Source organism: Stutzerimonas stutzeri, from assembly GCF_002909485.1.
Taxonomy (GTDB): Bacteria; Pseudomonadota; Gammaproteobacteria; order Pseudomonadales; family Pseudomonadaceae; genus Stutzerimonas; species Stutzerimonas stutzeri_AH.
This window is the reverse complement of the sequence record NZ_PPXG01000010.1, coordinates 50,728-65,776: the sequence shown is the minus strand read 5'-3', so window position 1 is coordinate 65,776 and position 15,049 is coordinate 50,728. Positions and strand designations below refer to the sequence as shown.

The following is a 15,049-nucleotide window of genomic DNA, read 5'->3' as shown; positions in this document are numbered from 1 at the left end:
GGCCTTTTCGATTGCGAAGCGTGCGGCGCAGTTCAATGAACCGCGCGACGGCTCAGGAGTGATCTATGCCAAGCCTGAAGCAAGCGATATGCCAGCGTGAAAATGGTGCACGACGCGGTGCCGGTGCACCGCCTCGGTTAATACTCTGGCGGTGGGCAGTGCGAGGTGTTTGGTCAGCGTGGATAAAGTGGTGGCAGGGCGCTCTGCTCCTGCTCGATGCTGGGGCCGGTCGCCGGGGGGAGCGCCTGGATCGCCTGCCACAACGCATCGCCTTGCCAACGCTGGCCGGCCTCGCTGTACAGCGCACCGTTGAGGCCATCCAGCGCATCAGACAACGGCACGAAGCGGGCGGCCATGTCGGCCAAGGTTTCGGGTTGCTGCCGTGCCCAGGCGTCCAGTGCCTGGCGAGTGGCCTGGGAATCGTTGGCCTGACAGGCTCGACGCAGATCGTCGAGCAGGCTGCGCGGGGTGGGGCCGGGTTGCAATGCGCGTTGCACCGCGGGCTGTCGGCGCGCGCGTGACCAGAGCCCGAAGCCGATGAGCGTGGTGAGCGCAAAGAGTGTAGTGCTCAGTTGCCAGGGCCAGACCAGTTGCTTTTGGACCGGTACCGACGCTGAGGCGGGTTGCTCCAGAGGAGGTGGCACGAGATTCGGATTGTCAGCGACGTTCAGGGTGCGCTCGTCCAGTGTGGTGCGCTCCAGGCGGTCTTCCACGGTATTCCACCAGACCACCTCTAGCGCAGGCAGTTGTAGCGGTCCACTACGGGTCGGAATCAGGGCTTCGCGCTGCTCGCGGCTACCAACCAGGCCAATACCGCTAACTTGGTTTGCCAGAGTTGGTTGATCTGGGTAGCGCCGTAACTCGGCGCTTTGCACAGAGCCGATGGCGGGCAGCTGCGTGCTGGTCAATCCCTCAGCTTTGAGCAACAGGCTGCGGGTAAGCGATTCGCCCGCTTGGGCCTGGTCCGGCTCAGGGCTCCAGGCCTCCACCAGTGTCAGGCTGCGGGCCGGCAGCCAGGGTGCATCCGCGGGATAGTCCGCCGGCTTGGCCTTGACGGTCAGCGGGATGCTGGGTGATCTGACTTGGGTCGAGCGTCCCGACCGTGAGCCGAACAGCGAGTTGCTGGCGTTGGTCACGGTAGTGGCGCTGAACAGCTGGGCGGGAATCGTCAGCTCTCCGGATTTCTGCGGAAACAGTGCATAGCGCACTTCGATGACGCCATGGCGGATGCCGTTGATGGTCTTCTCATAGGTGCGCGGCTCGCCGAGTCGCTCCACCAGAGCTTCGGGCATCTGCAGCGGCGAGAGGGTGCTGTCGTCGTACAGCGAGACGGAATGAAAGATGCGCAAGGTGAGGATTACCTGGGCCTGCACATAAACGCTCTCTTCGTCGACACTGGCATCGATGAAGATCGGCGCCAGCTGATCGCTTTCGGTGTTTTTCAGCGATTCCTGCACCAGCAGCGTGATCGGTTCGCTACGCCATTCACCCAACTGCAGGGGCGGAATGATCAGGTAGCCGGTCTGCTTCGGTCGCAGGGTGATCAGCCAACGAGTGATGGCACGGGCTTCGCCATTGCTGCTGGAAAGCTGGTTGACCTGGCGTGTATCGAATACGTCGAACAGCTCATCCAGTGGCTCCAGGTCGGGCTTGCCAAAAACTGCGCTGCCTTGGCTTTCCAGGCTCAGTTCGAAGGTTTCGTCGATGCTCAGCTGGGTGCGATCCACTCGCGCGAACAGGCCTGCGGCACCCGCTTGGCTTGCAACTAGGCTGAGCAGAAGAAAAGCCATCAGGCGCATCATCGATTGGTTTCCTGGTGCTTGCGTTGTTCGTAAAGAAATTTTCGTCTTAGCAGCTCGCCTGGGTTGTCCGGAATCTGACGTAACCACTGCTCCATCGCCTGTTGTCGCTCTTGCTCGGGGAGTGCCTCATGTTGCGCTTGGGCCGAAGAGGCATCCATTTCTTCCGACTCTTGCATCGCTTCGGTTGTTGAGGGTTGCGAGGCCGCGCTGCCTTCGCTGGTTGGCTCACCTTGGGTGTCATCAGGCGATGGTGCACTGATGGAGCCCGGTTCCTGCTGTTGTGATTGTTGCGGCTTGGGCTCTTCGGCCTGTTCCGTTTGCTGATCCTGTTCTTGCTCGGCTTCAGGTTGTTCCTCACGACGGCGCAGCAACTCTTCGATCAGGGCCTTGTTGTGCTGTGCCGTTAGCAGATCGGGCTGCAGTTCCAGTGCTTGATCATAGGCCTCGATGGCGGCTTCGAACGCCTCGCTGCGGGCCAGGGCGTTGCCACGGTTGTAGTGGTCGGCCGCGGTGTCGCCTTCGGCGAATAGCTCAGCGGCGCCGGCATAGTCGCCGGCCTGATAGCGAGCTGTGGCTTGCCAGCGGTGGTCAATAAAGCGCTCGGCGGCTTTTGCCGGCTGCTCTGCCTCTAGCAGTCGCTGACCTTGCTGATCGCGGCGCAGCCAGAGGTTGTCGACTTCGAAGGCACTGGCAGGTTGCGGCTGCAACAGCAGCAACGGCAGGCAGAACAGCCAGCCGCGCCGGCCGGCCAGGGCTGCCAGCAGCAGTAGGGGTAGTAGCAGCCAGTGGCCCTGATCCAGCCAGGCTTCCAGGCGAGTAACCTCATCGTCGTGCTGCAATGTGCCGCTTTGATCGAACAGGCCTAGGGCCGCCAGGTCGTCGTCGCCCAATCGCGCTTGCTGATAGAGACCGCCCAGCTCCGCGGCCAAGCGCTGCAGCCGTGCATTGTCCAGGCGCGGGATGAGGATCGCGCCCTGGGCATCCTTGAGGAAGCTGCCGTTCTCCCCGGCAATCGGCGCACCCTGTTCGGTGCCGACGCCGAGGATCAGCAGGCGCTCGCCGCGTCCCTGCATCAGCGTGGCAATTGCGCCGCGCTCGTGTTCGTCGAGGCTGCTGCCGATCAGCAATAGTCGGCCCCGACCCAAGCCTGCCTGCTTGAGCAAGGCGAGGCCCTTGGCAACGGCAAGGTCCGCGCGCTGGCCGGGTTCGGGCATCAGCGCCGGATGCAGTGCATCGAGCAGGTTGCGGGTTGTCGCCAGGTCGTCGGACAGCGGCACCACGGTATGAGCGCTGCCGGCGAATACCACTACGGCGGTCTGCACGTCCTGGCGACGCTCCAGCAGATCCAGCAGCTTGCGTTTGGCCTGCTCCAGACGGGTGGGTGGAGCGTCGCCGGCGAGCATCGAGGGTGTGAGTTCCAGCAGGACCACCAGCGGATCGCTGCGTTTGACACTGGGCTGCTCGAACCGCTGCCAGCTCGGCCCCAGCATCGCGAGGACTGCCAGCAGCCAGGCCAGGCCCAATACCAGCCAGGGCAGACGGCTGTGGCGCAGCCGGCCGCGGGTCAGCAGGGCGGCATGAAAGGCTTCCGGGAGCAGGCGCTGCCAACGGCCGACCTGCAACTGGCGATGCCACAGCCGCCAGAGTAACCAGATCAGCAGAGGGAGGATGATCAGCCAGTAGGGCCGCAGCAGATGGGGCAGCAGTTCGCTCATCGGGGTTGCTCCCGCCGCCATGCCAGCCGTTGCAGTTGGGCACTCCACAGGCTGGCCGCGACCATCAGCAGACTGATCAGCAGCGCCGCCGATAGCGGCCAGACGTAGAGCGCTTCGGCAATGCGTGCCTGGATCGGTTGCTGTGCGGCTGGCTCGAGCCGATCCAGTGTGTCGCCGATGGTCTTCAGCTCTTCACTGGAGGCGGCTCGAAAGTACTCCCCTCCGGTCTGTTCGGCGATGGCGCGAAGAGTGGGTTCATCCAGATCCAGGCCCGGGTTGAAGCCGAAGCGGCTGAGCACGCCACCTTCTTCCGGGATGGCGCCGATGCCGATGGTGTAGATCCGCACACCTTCTTCTGCTGCCAATGATGCCGCCAACAGCGGCTCGATCTCGCCGCCGTTGTTGGCGCCATCGGTGATCAGTACCAGTACGCGACTGTTCGCCGGACGATCTCTGAGTCGTTTCAATGCCAACCCTATGGCATCGCCGATGGCGGTATTGCTACCGGCGATGCCAACGCGCGCTTCGTCCAGCCAGACCCTTACGGTACGGCGGTCGAAGGTCAATGGTGCCTGCAGGTAGGCCTTGCTGCCGAAAAGGACCAGACCGACGCGATCGCCGTGGCGCTGTTCGATGAAGTCCCCCAGCAACACCTTGACCAGCTCCAGCCGCGTCAGCTCCTCGCCTTGCCATTGCATATCGGGATAATCCATCGAGCCTGATACATCCACCGCCAAGAGCAGATCGCGACCGCTGGTGGGCAGCGGCAGCGGTTCGCCTAGCCATTGGGGGCGGGCCGCGGCGAACAGCAGCAGCAGCCAGATGGTGAGGTAAGGCAATTGCTGGCGCCAGGCGGGTAGGGCGACGCGAGCACGGCGACCGGACAGCTGCTGCAGTTCGTCTAGAAAGCTGACCTTCAATGCCGCTTCACCGCTGTCCGCCGGCGGCAGCAATGCACGCAGCAGCCAGGGCAGCGGCAGCAATAGGAAGGCCCAGGGCCAGGCCAGTTCAAACATGTTTGCGAATCCAGATATCGACGGACTGTTCGAGGCCGTCGATAGCCTTATCGTCGAGGCGGCACTCGGCTCGGTAGGCGCCTTCGACCAGGATCATCCAGCGAGTGAGTCCGGCGGCCGGGCAGCGGCTATCGAGAAAGGCTAGCCAGGCGCGCCCGCTGAGCGTGTGTGGATGATCGTTGGGGTAGCGAATACGACAGAGCCGCTTGAGTAGCGCGTTGAGTTGCTGCAGCCAGTGGCTGGCCGGTTGGCCTCCGTAGGGCTTGCCCAGCCGCGACAGTTCGATCAGTGCTTCCTGGCGCTGCGGGTCCAGTGGCGGCTCTGCCTGCGCGCGAGGCGTGCGCTTGATCAGACGGTGACGAAGATGCCAGAGCAGCGCGGCAACGGCGATCAGAAATAGCCCAAGCAGCCACCAGCCTGGCGCCGGTGGCCACCAGGCGACCGGCTCGGGTTCGATCAGGGGTGCCAGTTGATCGAGCGGGTTCATCGTCGGGCGCTCGGGTGGCGGACGCTCAGATGTTCGCGCAATTGCTCGACCAGGTCGCGCTGGGTATCGAGAGGCATCAGCGGTACTCGCAGGCGATCGGCCAATCGCTGCCAGCGTGCACTGCGCGCTTCGCCCAATTGGCGGTAGCGTTGGCGCAGGTCTGCGTCGTGGGTATCCAGTTCCAAGCGGGCATTGCCTTCGCTGAAGCGCAGCAGGCCGGCGGCGGGCAAAGCGTGATCGAGTGGGTCGAAAAGAGGCAGCAATAGCAGATCGACATGGCGCGCCAGCAGGCTGAGTTGTTGTTCAGCGGCATCGGTCAGGGTGCGCTCGTCGCAGAGAATCACTGACAGGCTACCCGGGCGCAGCACTTCTCGTGTTCTGCGTAGGGCCATGCTGAAGGCTTCCTGGTCCAGTGGGCTGTCCGGCTGCAGGTGGTTGTTGGCTCGGGTGACGCGATCAAGCAGCTGCAACAGGCTCTGCTTGCTGCGCCGTGGCTTGATCTCCTGCTGCTCGCTACCGAACACCAATCCACCAACCCGGTCGTTGTGGCTAAGCGCTGCCCAGCCGATCAGGCTTGTCGCGTGGGCCGCCAGCACTGACTTGAACAGGCGTCCGCTGCTGAAGAATAACCGTGGGCTCTGCTCGACGACGATATAGATCGGACGTTCGCGTTCTTCGTGAAAGAGTTTTGTGTGCGGCTCCTGGGTGCGTGCAGTGACGCGCCAGTCGATAGTGCGAACATCATCGCCGGGCTGATAAATACGAACCTGGTCGAAATCCACGCCGCGCCCGCGCAACTTGGAATGATGCAGGCCCACCAGCGGACTGCGGCGGTTCGGTGTGGAAAACAGCGGCACTTCACGGACGCGATGACGCATATCAATAAGCTCAGCAAGGCTCACGCGGATACCGGAGTCCAGCTCGCTTGGCTGCCCGGTGACGGAAGCCTGCGGTTCCATCAGGCCACCGCAACCACGTCGAGAATGCGCTGGATGACACGGTCCTGATCGATTCCTGCCGCTTCAGCCTCGAAGGAGAGGATCAGACGGTGACGCAGGACATCGAAGAGCATCGCCTGGATGTCTTCGGGACTGACGAAATCTCGCCCAGCCAACCAGGCATGGGCGCGGGCGCAGCGATCCAGCGAGATGGAGCCGCGCGGGCTTGCACCGTAGGCGATCCATTCGGCCAGCTCGGCGTCGAATTTGGCCGGGGTGCGTGTGGCCATGACCAGTTGCACCAGATACTCCTCCACCGCATCGGCCATGTACAGACCAAGAATGTCCTTGCGCGCAGCGAAGATCGCCTGCTGGCTGACCCGATGTTCCGGCGCGGCCTCGCCGTTGATCGCCTCGCCACGGGCCTGCTGCAGGATGCGACGTTCCACCGAAGCGTCAGGGAAACCGATCTTCACGTGCAGCAGAAAACGGTCGAGCTGCGCCTCGGGTAGCGGGTAGGTGCCTTCCTGTTCGATCGGGTTCTGAGTCGCCATCACCAGGAACAGTGGTGGCAGATCGTAGGTGCTGCGCCCGACGCTGACCTGTCGCTCGGCCATCGCTTCGAGCAGTGCCGATTGCACCTTGGCCGGCGCTCGGTTGATTTCGTCAGCAAGCACCAGGTTATGGAAGATAGGCCCCTGCTGAAAAACGAAGCTACCGGTTTCCGGGCGATAAATTTCGGTGCCGGTGATGTCGGCCGGCAACAGATCAGGCGTGAACTGAATGCGATGAAACTCGGCCTCCAGGCCTTCGGCGAGTTCCTTGATGGCGCGAGTCTTGGCCAGGCCTGGGGCGCCTTCGACGAGCATATGGCCATCGGCGAGCAAGGCGATCAGCAGGCGTTCGATCAGCCGCTCCTGGCCTAGAATCTGGGTGGACAGGAACTGTCGCAGCGCGAGTATCGATTCACGGTGATCCATCGTTTCGGGTCTTCCAGGTGGGCGGCAAATCGGCTAGTGCGGCTGTCGGTGCCACCGCCTACTATTGTCTGCTACAGACGGTCGCAGGTGACTGCAGGACAGGCGCCACTTTACTGCATTAACCCTCAACTAGACTAACCTTGAACCTTCGTCCTGTGCCGTCAGTCACTACCGACGAGCCTTTCCCCAGCAAGCCAAGCGGAGCCATACATGGCGTTCTTTTCAGCGGCCAGCAAAGCCGACTTTCAGCAGCAATTGCAGACAGCGTTAGCGCAACACGTAGACCCGAAATTCCTGCCGCAACTGAGCCTGTTCGCCGAACAGTTCTTCGGCATTGTCGCGTTGCCCGAGCTTACCGAGCGGCGCATGAGCGATCTGGTCGGCTCGACACTGGCCAGCTGGCGCCTGCTCGAGCGGTTCGATCCCGTTACCCCCGAAGTGCAGGTGTTCAATCCCGATTTCGAGAAGCATGGCTGGCAATCGACCCACAGCGTGGTTGAGGTATTGCACCCAGACATGCCGTTTCTAGTTGACTCGGTACGCATGGAGCTGACGCGCCGCGGGTACAGCATTCATACCCTGCAGACCAGTGTGCTGCAGGTTCGGCGCGCAGCGGACGGCACTTTGTTGGAGCTCCTGCCGAAAGACCAGCATGCTGCTGATAGTCATGCGGAATCGCTGATCTTCGTCGAAATCGATCGCTGTGCAAGCCCTTCTGCGTTGCGCGAACTCGAGCAGTCCCTGCTGGGCGTGCTGGCTGACGTGCGTCAGGTGGTGGGTGACTTCGCCGCCATGAAGAGCAAGGCGGCAGAGGTGCAGGGGCGACTGGAGCAGGTCAATCTGCGTATCGACGGCGACGAACTGGACGAGATCCGGGACTTCATGCGCTGGCTGGCAGACGACCACTTCACCTTCCTCGGCTACGAGGAATTCTCAGTGCAGGAGCAGGCCGATGGCGGACGAATCGTCTATGACGAAAGCTCGCTACTGGGCCTGTCACGCAGCATGCGTACCGGGCTTTCTGAGGAGGAGCAGTCGCTCACCGGCCAGTCGGTGAGCTATCTGCGCGAGCCGTTGCTGCTGTCCTTCGCCAAGGCGGCAATGCCCAGCCGCGTGCATCGCCCCGCTTATCCCGACTTCGTTTCGGTGCGTGAATTCGATGATGAAGGGCGGGTGGTTCGCGAGTGTCGCTTCCTGGGTTTGTTTACCTCTTCGGTCTATACCCAGAGCGTGCGTCGTATTCCGTTCATTCGTCGTAAGGTCGAGACAGTAGTGCAGCGGGCCAATTTCGGCAGCTCTGCGCACCTGGCCAAAGAGCTGGTGCAGGTTCTCGAAGTTCTGCCGCGTGACGAGCTGTTCCAGGCGCCGATCGACGAGCTGTTCGAAAACGCAATTGCCATCGTGCAGATCCAGGAACGCAATCGGCTGCGACTGTTCCTGCGCTTCGACCCCTATCGACGTTTCTGCTACTGCCTGGTGTACGTGCCGCGTGACAGCTATTCCACCGAGACGCGGTTGAAGATCCAGCAAGTGCTACAGGAACGCCTTGAAGCCAGTGATTGCGAATTCTCCACCTATTTTTCCGAATCGGTTCTGACTCGCGTGCAATTCATCCTGCGCCTTGATCCCAGCCGTGCGGTGCAGGTGGATACGGTGCGTCTGGAGCAGGAAGTGCTGCAGGCTTGCCGGACCTGGCAGGACGATTACCAGAGTTTGGTTGTCGAGCGCTTCGGCGAGGCCAAGGGTACTCATCTGCTCAGCGAATTTCCAAAGGGCTTCCCAGCCGGCTACCGCGAACGTTTTTCGCCACAATCGGCCACTGTCGACATGCAGCATGTGCTCGAGTTGAGTGAAGAGCGGCCGCTGGTGATGAGCTTCTATCAACCAATCACGGCTGAAGAGAACCGCCTGCACTGCAAGCTCTATCACATGAACACGCCGCTGCCGTTGTCGGACATCCTGCCGATCATGGAAAACCTGGGGCTGCGTGTGCTCGGCGAGTTTCCGTTCCGATTGCGTGACCGCAGCGACCGCGAGTACTGGATACACGACTTCGCCTTCACCTACGCCGAAGGTCTGGAAATCGACCTGCTGGAGATCAATGAGGCGCTGCAGGACGCGTTCATCCATATCTATGGAGGTTTTGCCGAGAATGACGGGTTCAACCGCCTGGTGCTGACGGCAGGGCTGGCTTGGCGCGAAGTCGCTCTGTTGCGCGCTTATGCGCGTTACCTCAAGCAAATTCGCATGGGCTTCGACCTTGGCTACATTGCCAGCGCGTTGCTCAATCACACGGACATATCCCGTGAGTTGGTGCGGCTGTTCAAGATGCGCTTCTATCTGGCGCGCAAGCTGGGTGATGAAGATCTGGCTGACAAGCAACAACGGCTCGAGCAGGCGATTATCAGCGCCCTGGATGACGTCGCGGTACTCAACGAGGACCGGATTCTGCGGCGCTATCTGGCGCTGATCCAGGCGACTCTGCGGACCAACTTCTACCAGCCGGATGCCAACGGCAAACCAAAGCAGTATTTCAGCTTCAAGCTCGATCCGCGCTCGATCCCGGAGATGCCACGGCCGGCGCCGATGTACGAGATCTTCGTCTATTCGCCACGGGTCGAAGGCGTGCACCTGCGCGGTGGCAAAGTGGCCCGCGGCGGATTGCGCTGGTCTGATCGCGAAGAGGACTACCGCACCGAAGTGCTTGGCCTGGTCAAGGCGCAGCAAGTGAAGAATGCGGTGATCGTTCCCGGCGGTGCCAAGGGCGGTTTCGTGCCGCGTCGGTTGCCTACCAGTGGCACGCGTGACGATATTCAGGCCGAAGCGATCGCCTGCTATCGGATCTTCATCAGTGGCTTGCTGGACATCACCGATAACTTGCGCGAAGGCCAGGTCGCCCCTCCGGCCAATGTGTTGCGTTATGACGGCGACGATCCCTATCTGGTAGTCGCTGCAGACAAGGGTACGGCGAGTTTTTCCGACATCGCCAATGGGATTGCTGCCGAGTATGACTTCTGGCTCGGTGATGCGTTTGCTTCGGGCGGCTCAGCAGGCTACGACCACAAGAAGATGGGCATCACCGCGCGCGGCGCCTGGGTTTCCGTGCAACGCCATTTCCGCGAACGCGGCATCAATGTGCAAACCGATGTCATCAGTGTCATCGGCGTAGGTGATATGGCGGGCGACGTGTTCGGCAACGGTTTGCTGATGTCCGAAACCCTGCAACTGGTCGCGGCGTTCAACCATCTGCACATCTTCATCGATCCCAATCCCGACCCTGCGCGCAGTTTCATCGAGCGCAAGCGCCTGTTCGACTTGCCGCGCTCGTCGTGGACCGATTACGACGCCTCGTTGATCTCCGAAGGCGGTGGCATCTTCCCGCGGTCGGCCAAGCGGGTGGCGATCACGCCACAGATGAAAGAGCGCTTCGCCATCGAGGCGGATCAGCTTACGCCGGCTGAACTGATCCATGCGCTGCTCAAGGCACCGGTGGACCTGTTGTGGAACGGCGGTATTGGGACCTATGTGAAGAGCAGCGGCGAGAGCCACGCCGAAGTCGGCGACAAGGCCAACGATGCGGTGCGGGTCAATGGCGCCGATCTGCGCGCCAAGGTAGTGGGTGAGGGCGGCAACCTCGGCATGACCCAGCTGGGACGCGTCGAGTACGCGCTGCATGGTGGCTCGAGCAATACCGACTTCATCGACAATGCCGGCGGCGTCGATTGCTCGGATCATGAAGTGAACATCAAGATCCTGCTCAACGAGGTGGTCAGTGCCGGTGACATGACCGCCAAGCAGCGCGATCAACTGCTGTTCGAAATGACCGACGCCGTGGCCGAGCTGGTGCTGCAGAACAACTACAAGCAGACCCAGGCGCTTTCTCAGGCGCAGCATCGTTCGCGTGAACGGGCGGCTGAGTACGTTCGGCTGATCAATGCGCTGGAATCTGCCGGCCAGCTCGACCGGGCACTCGAATTTCTGCCGACCGATGAAGCTCTTGCCGAGCGTGCGACGATCGGCAAGGGGCTGACCCGACCAGAGCTATCGGTGCTGATCTCCTACAGCAAGATAGAACTCAAGAAGGCGTTGCTCGATTCGCGCGTGCCGGATGACGATTACCTTGCTCGGGAAATGGACAGTGCGTTTCCGCAGCAGTTGGCTGAGCGTTTCCGCGAGGCGATGCTGCAGCACCGCCTCAAGCGCGAAATCGTTGCCACCCAGATCGCCAATGATCTGGTCAACAACATGGGCATCACCTTCGTCCAGCGCTTGAACGAGGCAACCGGCATGAGCGCGGCGAATGTCGCCGGCGCCTATGTCATCGTGCGCGATATCTTCCACCTGCCTCATTGGTTCCGGCAGATCGAGGCGCTGGATCATAAGGTGCCCGCCGAGCTGCAACTGGCCCTGATGGATGAGCTGATGCGCCTGGGCCGCCGCGCGACGCGCTGGTTCCTGCGCAATCGTCGTAGCGAGTTGGATGCCGCACGCGACGTCGCTCATTTTGGTCCGCGGGTAGCCGCCCTCGGTCTGAAGCTCGATGAGCTGCTGCAGGGGTCGACCCGTGACCGTTGGCAGGAGCGCTATCAGCGTTACACCGAAGCAGGTGTTCCGGAGCTACTGGCGCGCATGGTAGCTGGCACCAGCCATCTGTACACGCTGCTGCCGATTCTCGAGGCCGCTGACGAAACCGGCCAGGTGCCCGCGCAGGTGGCGGCAACCTACTTTGCCGTCGGTGGCGCGCTGGAGCTTCCCTGGTATCTGCACCTGTTGACCAATCTGCCCGTGGCCAACAATTGGCAGGCCCTGGCGCGTGAAAGCTTCCGCGACGACCTCGACTCACAGCAGCGCAGCATCACGGTATCGGTGCTGCAGATGGAGAACGGTCCGGAGGCGATCAGCGAGCGGGTCGACGCCTGGTTGTCTCAGCGACCAGTACTGCTGGAGCGCTGGCGCTCGATGCTGGCCGAGCTGCGCGCTGCCAGCGGCAACGACTACGCCATCTATGCAGTCGCCAGTCGCGAGCTGCAAGGGCTGGCGCAGTCGGTAGGGCATGGCTGACGGCCGTGAGATTCCTTCTGCGGACGATTTGTCCGCAGAAGGTCAGGCCTCAGGCGATCAGACAGCGCACCGTCCCTCAGGACGGTGCGCTGTTTTTGCGTTGTAGGTCTGAGTTAAACGGTATTAAGAGTCGGAGGTTTAGTCTTGCGCCGGTAGCCCGACCTTAAAGCGAGTGATCTGCGGCAGATCACGCAGATAGCGGATCAAGTCCGGTGCTCCAGCCAGCTTCAAACCCTCGCCTATAGCATTGGCTGTGGGATCGCGCTTTTCCAGCAAAAGCAGCTCCGAGTTGCTGGCGTCGCGCAACAGCGTCAAGCGAGCGTAGGGGACTTGGCTGTCGAGAAGCAGGGCCATGAATTCACGATCGCTCCAAGCCTGAGCTGGCATGGTCACGGCGTGATATTCCGCGTCCAGCGCATGAATGCCCGCACGGTCGAGCCGGTAGTCGGTTACGTCCGCTGGTAGCATCACTTCCAGGCCGCGAAGCCTTGCATAGGCTACAGCGCAGGCAAAGGCTTCGAGGTGGTATTCGCCAGCCCAGTAAAGGCGCTCGCCGAGCCAGCTTGCCTGGCGTACGTCAATCGGTAAGCCTTTGTCGAAACCGGGCAGGGCGGTGCCGAGCGTCCGCAGAAAATCCTTGTAGCTGATGATGCGCACCTGTCGGCAGGCCGACGTGGTGGCGAACGCTTCGAAGGTGGGGTAGCTCGACTGGTCCTTACACTGCCCTCCAAAACCGTCGATCTGACGCAGGTCAAGCTGCGACTGAACGCAATCCTTGCTGATGAGACGGGTCAGTGCGCTATGAGCACGCGCCTTGTCTTCCTGCACCGGGCCGGAAAGAGCACTGCGCGGCAGTTCAAGCAGGCGCTGCAGGCAGGGCCCGTCGTTCCAGAAGATGCTTGGTTCAGGCTCGGGCATTCGAGTGAAAGGCAGCTGCAAACTGCTAGCTCTTTCCTGAATGGGAAGCGAAGCCTTGGAGCGCAGCCCGAGGCGTTGCGCAAGTCTGGCGATTTGAGATGTCAGTAAAGGCATGGGCTCGGGCAGGCTCATCATGATGCTTGAGCTCTCAGGGCTACGGCCGAAGTGTGGCAGACCCGCAGCAATAGCGCACGGGCTTTGAGCCACCTGCGGCTCGATCCTGTCCTGTAAGCCTGGCCGATTATCGGGTGTCGATGTGGCAATATCGCTGAATAGATCATTGAGGAGCCTCCATGCCAAATCTGGTGCTGGATATCGCGCTGTCCGCCGAACGAATGAAAGCGGTGTATCAGGGCCATGCGAATCGAGTCCTGATTCGAAGCCGCGACGGGACGCGAGTCAGCCTTCCTGCACATCATTTACGCCCGTTTCTGACACATGAAGGCGTATATGGTTCCTTCGAGATTGAATTTGACGGGCAAGGTCAACTACTACGCTTGCGCCGTCTTAAATAGTCGCTGATGCAGTGCGGCATTTCGTACTGCTGGCCACCGCTGAACTTACCTTGGGCTGCTATACTCCGCGTCCACATTTACCGAGACTTTAGGCTGCGTATGTATAACCTGGCCCGCCAGCTTTTGTTCAAGTTATCTCCGGAAACTTCCCATGAACTTTCCCTCGAGCTGATTGGCGCAGGTGGCCGTCTCGGGCTCAATTCAATGTTTAGCAAGTCGCCGGCAACTTTGCCGGTACGGGTGATGGGGCTGGATTTCCCCAATCCTGTTGGCCTGGCCGCAGGCCTGGACAAGAACGGCGAGGCTATCCGTGGTCTTTCGCAGCTCGGCTTCGGCTTCATCGAAGTGGGAACCGTGACGCCGCGCCCGCAACCGGGCAATCCCAAGCCGCGGATATTCCGGCTGCCGGAGGCCGAAGCGATCATCAATCGCATGGGTTTCAACAACCATGGAGTCGATGCACTTCTGGCTCGGGTAGAGGCCGCCAAGTTCAAGGGCGTGCTGGGTATCAATATTGGCAAGAATTTCGATACCCCCGTCGAGCGTGCGGATGAGGATTACCTGCTGTGTCTGGACAAGGTCTATCACCATGCCAGCTACGTCACCGTAAACGTCAGCTCGCCGAATACGCCCGGTTTGCGCAGCCTGCAATTCGGCGACTCGCTCAAGCAATTGCTCGAGGCGCTCAGGCTGCGCCGTGAGGATCTCGAGATCATGCATGGCAAACGGGTCCCGTTGGCCATCAAAATCGCTCCTGACATGACCGATGAAGAAACCGCTCTGGTAGGGGAGACGGTATTCCAGGCCGGGATGGATGCGATCATCGCCACCAATACCACCCTCGGCCGAGAAGGCGTCGCCGGGTTGGCGCATGCCGACGAAGCAGGCGGTCTTTCTGGTGCCCCTGTGCGAGACAAGAGCACCCATACCGTCAGGGTTCTGGCTCAGACGCTCGGGGGGCGGCTGCCGATCATTGCGGTGGGCGGTATCACCGAGGGCCGGCACGCGGCAGAGAAGATTGAGGCGGGCGCCAGCCTGGTCCAGCTTTACTCAGGTTTCATCTACAAGGGGCCGGCATTGATCCGCGAGGCGGTGGATGCCATTGCGGCGCTGCGCTCACAAGCGCGTTGAGCGCTCTGGCTGCTGAGTTGGGGCTCCTTGTGGAGCCCCTGGGCTTTTAGCCCGCCGCCCGGGTCGGGCGTGCTGTTTCAAGTCGGATGGATCGGTGGGTCAGCCGACCGCGTGGAGTTCGTTGAGTCTATGTAGACCGGCTGTGCCGGTCAGGCCATCCCAGTTGTCGCCGCGACCCTCCCGCCAGCCGTTAATCCAGGCTTGGCGAACGTTGGGATGGGAAAAGGGACAGAGGTCGCGAGATTTGCCATGTATGCCGTGTTGATAACCGCGCAGAAATGCTCGTTCCATCGGATCACGCTTGAGTCTTCTCATTGGGTATTGCCCTCAGTGGTTGACTGGTGTTCCTGTGGCCTCATGGCGAGGCCGGGCAGATAGACTGCCAATGAAGCGCGCTGCCGGCGTGGCGCGCCTCGCCGGCATCATTGCGATGCCGGCCTGAGGTAAGTTCTAACCCAATGGCCTAGAGGCTGGAATGATCGTTTT

General features: G+C 61.5%; 11 protein-coding genes. 3 read left to right on the top strand and 8 right to left on the bottom strand.

The genetic code is table 11. The features are described 5' to 3' along the window. Positions 1–173: 173 nt before the first annotated feature. Genes CXK91_RS20605 through CXK91_RS20580 form a run of 6 tightly spaced genes read right to left on the bottom strand, consistent with a single transcriptional unit; the run spans position 174 to position 6,938 of the window. Positions 174–1,802, bottom strand: coding sequence for a BatD family protein (locus CXK91_RS20605; RefSeq protein ID WP_103457880.1), 1,629 nt, complete (start codon positions 1,800–1,802; stop codon positions 174–176). Next, positions 1,799–3,517: a vWA domain-containing protein gene (locus CXK91_RS20600; RefSeq protein WP_103457879.1), complete on the bottom strand. Its 1,719-nt coding sequence runs from the start codon at positions 3,515–3,517 to the stop codon at positions 1,799–1,801. The genes CXK91_RS20605 and CXK91_RS20600 overlap by 4 nt, the downstream gene beginning before the upstream one ends. Continuing rightward, complete coding sequence (locus CXK91_RS20595; RefSeq protein ID WP_103457878.1) at positions 3,514–4,533, bottom strand: vWA domain-containing protein; 1,020 nt, start codon at positions 4,531–4,533, stop codon at positions 3,514–3,516. The genes CXK91_RS20600 and CXK91_RS20595 overlap by 4 nt, the downstream gene beginning before the upstream one ends. Next, on the bottom strand, positions 4,526–5,020 hold the full coding sequence (locus CXK91_RS20590) for a DUF4381 domain-containing protein (protein WP_103457877.1): 495 nt from the start codon (positions 5,018–5,020) through the stop codon (positions 4,526–4,528). Before CXK91_RS20590 ends, CXK91_RS20595 begins: the two co-directional genes overlap by 8 nt. Beyond that, positions 5,017–5,979 carry a DUF58 domain-containing protein gene (locus CXK91_RS20585; protein WP_103457876.1) on the bottom strand — a complete coding sequence of 321 codons (963 nt, stop codon included), beginning with the start codon at positions 5,977–5,979 and terminating at the stop codon, positions 5,017–5,019. Before CXK91_RS20585 ends, CXK91_RS20590 begins: the two co-directional genes overlap by 4 nt. Beyond that, positions 5,979–6,938, bottom strand: coding sequence for an AAA family ATPase (locus tag CXK91_RS20580; RefSeq protein WP_103457875.1), 960 nt, complete (start codon positions 6,936–6,938; stop codon positions 5,979–5,981). The genes CXK91_RS20585 and CXK91_RS20580 overlap by 1 nt, the downstream gene beginning before the upstream one ends. Before the next feature lie 210 nt (positions 6,939–7,148). Here CXK91_RS20580 and CXK91_RS20575 point away from each other — a divergent pair, with 210 nt between their 5' ends. Beyond that, complete coding sequence (locus CXK91_RS20575) at positions 7,149–11,999, top strand: NAD-glutamate dehydrogenase (RefSeq protein WP_103457874.1); 4,851 nt, start codon at positions 7,149–7,151, stop codon at positions 11,997–11,999. Positions 12,000–12,137: 138 nt separating this feature from the next. Here the strand turns inward: CXK91_RS20575 and CXK91_RS20570 are convergent, their stop codons facing one another. Then, complete coding sequence (locus CXK91_RS20570; RefSeq protein ID WP_103457873.1) at positions 12,138–13,052, bottom strand: DUF6685 family protein; 915 nt, start codon at positions 13,050–13,052, stop codon at positions 12,138–12,140. 158 nt (positions 13,053–13,210) lie between these two features. Here CXK91_RS20570 and CXK91_RS20565 point away from each other — a divergent pair, with 158 nt between their 5' ends. Together CXK91_RS20565 and CXK91_RS20560 are read left to right on the top strand one after the other, a co-directional pair. Continuing rightward, on the top strand, positions 13,211–13,432 hold the full coding sequence (locus tag CXK91_RS20565; protein ID WP_103457872.1) for a DUF2835 domain-containing protein: 222 nt from the start codon (positions 13,211–13,213) through the stop codon (positions 13,430–13,432). A 99-nt stretch (positions 13,433–13,531) separates the two neighbouring features. Next, complete coding sequence (locus CXK91_RS20560; RefSeq protein ID WP_103457871.1) at positions 13,532–14,563, top strand: quinone-dependent dihydroorotate dehydrogenase; 1,032 nt, start codon at positions 13,532–13,534, stop codon at positions 14,561–14,563. A gap of 99 nt (positions 14,564–14,662) precedes the next feature. Here CXK91_RS20560 and rmf read toward each other — a convergent pair whose 3' ends face one another. After that, positions 14,663–14,878: a ribosome modulation factor gene (gene rmf, locus CXK91_RS20555; RefSeq protein WP_003280740.1), complete on the bottom strand. Its 216-nt coding sequence runs from the start codon at positions 14,876–14,878 to the stop codon at positions 14,663–14,665. Positions 14,879–15,049: the final 171 nt, after the last annotated feature.

What these genes read in the sequence shown, in the direction of transcription:
- CXK91_RS20580 (WP_103457875.1), bottom strand. Translation starts at nt 6,938, where the DNA reads ATGGATCACCGTGAATCGATACTCGCGCTGCGACAGTTCCTGTCCACC.
- CXK91_RS20560 (WP_103457871.1), top strand. Translation starts at nt 13,532, where the DNA reads ATGTATAACCTGGCCCGCCAGCTTTTGTTCAAGTTATCTCCGGAAACT.
- CXK91_RS20575 (WP_103457874.1), top strand. Translation starts at nt 7,149, where the DNA reads ATGGCGTTCTTTTCAGCGGCCAGCAAAGCCGACTTTCAGCAGCAATTG.
- CXK91_RS20600 (WP_103457879.1), bottom strand. Translation starts at nt 3,517, where the DNA reads ATGAGCGAACTGCTGCCCCATCTGCTGCGGCCCTACTGGCTGATCATC.
- CXK91_RS20565 (WP_103457872.1), top strand. Translation starts at nt 13,211, where the DNA reads ATGCCAAATCTGGTGCTGGATATCGCGCTGTCCGCCGAACGAATGAAA.
- CXK91_RS20585 (WP_103457876.1), bottom strand. Translation starts at nt 5,979, where the DNA reads ATGGAACCGCAGGCTTCCGTCACCGGGCAGCCAAGCGAGCTGGACTCC.
- rmf (WP_003280740.1), bottom strand. Translation starts at nt 14,878, where the DNA reads ATGAGAAGACTCAAGCGTGATCCGATGGAACGAGCATTTCTGCGCGGT.
- CXK91_RS20590 (WP_103457877.1), bottom strand. Translation starts at nt 5,020, where the DNA reads ATGAACCCGCTCGATCAACTGGCACCCCTGATCGAACCCGAGCCGGTC.
- CXK91_RS20595 (WP_103457878.1), bottom strand. Translation starts at nt 4,533, where the DNA reads ATGTTTGAACTGGCCTGGCCCTGGGCCTTCCTATTGCTGCCGCTGCCC.
- CXK91_RS20605 (WP_103457880.1), bottom strand. Translation starts at nt 1,802, where the DNA reads ATGATGCGCCTGATGGCTTTTCTTCTGCTCAGCCTAGTTGCAAGCCAA.
- CXK91_RS20570 (WP_103457873.1), bottom strand. Translation starts at nt 13,052, where the DNA reads ATGATGAGCCTGCCCGAGCCCATGCCTTTACTGACATCTCAAATCGCC.